The sequence below is a fragment of the Halomonas halodenitrificans DSM 735 genome (assembly GCF_000620045.1).
Classification (GTDB): domain Bacteria; phylum Pseudomonadota; class Gammaproteobacteria; order Pseudomonadales; family Halomonadaceae; genus Halomonas; species Halomonas halodenitrificans.
This window is the reverse complement of the sequence record NZ_JHVH01000047.1, coordinates 1-2450: the sequence shown is the minus strand read 5'-3', so window position 1 is coordinate 2450 and position 2450 is coordinate 1. Positions and strand designations below refer to the sequence as shown.

3 protein-coding genes and 1 pseudogene are annotated in these 2450 nt (G+C 63.4%); all 4 read left to right on the top strand.

The features are described from left to right. Positions 1-327: pseudogene (locus Q358_RS0113850) on the top strand (BREX-1 system phosphatase PglZ type A); the annotation flags it as partial. A 55-nt stretch (positions 328-382) separates the two neighbouring features. After that, complete coding sequence (locus tag Q358_RS0113845; RefSeq protein WP_027962518.1) at positions 383-646, top strand: hypothetical protein; 264 nt, start codon at positions 383-385, stop codon at positions 644-646. Further along, on the top strand, positions 643-1170 hold the full coding sequence (locus Q358_RS0113840; RefSeq protein WP_027962517.1) for a helix-turn-helix transcriptional regulator: 528 nt from the start codon (positions 643-645) through the stop codon (positions 1168-1170). Before Q358_RS0113845 ends, Q358_RS0113840 begins: the two co-directional genes overlap by 4 nt. Beyond that, positions 1171-2450: protease Lon-related BREX system protein BrxL (brxL, locus tag Q358_RS0113835; protein ID WP_425402562.1), on the top strand; the 1280-nt coding region annotated here is incomplete at its 3' end. It lies immediately after the preceding gene.

Here is a 2450-nt window from a genome sequence, read left to right as displayed (position 1 = left end):
CCCAAGGCCTCGCTGAAGATGGTCAACAACATCCAGCGCTTCGAGCTGCTGCAGACCGAGGCGGTCAGCGAGCAGCTCAAGCCCATCACCCTGGCCGTGGCCATCTACGAGGGCACCGAGGCGGTCTCAAGCGAGGAGACAGTGACCTTCGACAGCACGAGCGACACCATCAGCGATCGCATGAAGTCGGTGCGCCTGTCGCTGTCGGGGACCGACTTCGACCGCAAGCGCGATTACTTCCTGGTGCTGCGCGACAAGGACCTCGGCACCGAGCTTGAGCGCTACCGTGTGGTCATCGACCTGGCGTTCACCGATGATTTCTTCTGAGGTTGTCAATTGACAACCTTGGCGGCAAAAGCCTACGCTACTGGCAAGAGACACGATGACCCGCCCACGACACAGCAAGAAGGACATCGAGGCGGCGCTGGCTTATGCCGAGGCGCAGGGCTGGCGGATTGAGCCCGCGTCGGGGTATGCCTGGGGCCGGCTGTACTGCCCACACAACGATAGCGAGTGCCGCTGCGGTGAGTTCTGCATCGTCAGCGTGTGGAGCACACCGAAGAACCCCGCCAATCATGCCCGGCAACTGCGCCGCGTGGTCGACAACTGCACGGGTGGCACATCCTCCGAGGAGGACGAGACATGACGACCTACGACTTTACCCTCAAGTTCGCGGTGCCCGGTGACCTCGGCATGGAGGCGCTTGAAACCCGCCTGTTCGAGGCGGGCTGCGACGATGCCTTGATCGGCGTTGGGCTGAAGGGGCGCTTGGCTCTGGAGTTTTCCCGCGAGGCGGTATCGGCACAGCAGGCGATTACCAGCGCCATGGCGGATGTGAAACGCGCCATCCCCGAGGCCCGCCTGATCGAGGTGGGGCCTGACCTGGTCGGTGTCACGGATATCGCCGAGCTATTGGATTTCACCCGCCAGAACATGCGCAAGCTGCTGCAAACGCACCTGGCGACCTTTCCGCTGCCGCTGCATGAGGGGCGCGCCTCGCTGTGGCACCTGGCCGAGGTGCTGGACTGGTTCCAGACCCATCAGCGCAGGAAGATCGACGACGCCCTGCACGAGGTGGCGCAGACCAGCATGCAGGCCAATGTGGCCCGTGAAAGCCGCCGGGTGCCGGCGGAGCATATCCGCCACTTCGATGATGCTCTGGTGTCATAAATGACCAATTCGATGGAACCCGCTCGAATGGAAGCGCTCCCCAACGTCAGCTCTGACGAGCCTGCCGATCTCGACACCCTGCTCAACACCCACTTCGCCGGGCGTGTAGTGCGCAAGGACCTGACCCAGCGGGTCAAGGAAGGCGCCAACGTGCCGGTCTACGTGCTGGAGTACCTGCTCGGCATGTACTGCGCCTCCGACGATCAGGAAGTGATCGACGAGGGCCTGAAGAACGTCAAGACGATCCTCACCGACAACTACGTGCGCCCCGACGAGGCCGAGAAGGTCAAGTCGCTGGTCCGCGAGCGCGGCAGCTTCAAGGTCATCGACCGGGTGACGGTGCGCCTCAACGAGAAGCAGGACTGCTACGAGGCCGCGTTCAGCAACCTGGGGATCAAGGATGCCGAGATCTCCGCGGGCATCGTCAAGGAGCACGAGAAGCTGCTGGTGGGCGGGATCTGGGTGATCGCCACCCTGAGCTACTACCACGAGGAAGGCCAGCGTGGCTCGCCGTTCGGGGTCAGCCAGCTCAAGCCGATCCAGATGCCCCACATGAACATGGAGGAGCTGTTCGAGGGGCGTCGCGGTTTCACCACCGACCAGTGGCGCGAGGTGCTGGTGCGCTCCATCGGCATGGAGCCCGCCGAGCTGGACTCCGAGGTGCAGTGGCACCTGCTGGCCCGAATGATTCCGTTTGTGGAGAACAACTACAACGTCTGCGAGCTGGGCCCCCGCGGTACCGGCAAGAGCCATATCTACAAGGAGTGCTCGCCCAACAGCATCCTGGTCTCCGGCGGCCAGACCACGGTGGCCAACCTGTTCTACAACATGAGCTCGCGGCGCATCGGCCTAGTCGGCATGTGGGACCTGGTGGCCTTCGACGAGGTGGCCGGCATCTCGTTCAAGGACAAGGACGGCGTGCAGATCATGAAGGACTACATGGCCTCCGGCTCCTTCGCCCGCGGGCGCGAGCAGATGGAGGCCTCCGCCTCCATGGTGTTCGTCGGCAACATCAACCAGAGCGTCGAGTCGCTGGTGAAGACCAGCCACCTGCTTACCCCGTTCCCCGACACCATGATCGACGCCGCCTTCTTCGACCGCTTCCACGCCTACATCCCGGGCTGGGAGATCCCCAAGATGCGGCCGTCGTTCTTCACACAGCGCTACGGCTTCATCGTCGACTATCTGGCCGAGTTCTTCCGCGAGATGCGCAAGCGCAGCTTCGCCGACGCCATCGATCAGCACTTCCGCCTGGGCGACAACCTCAACCAGCGCGACGT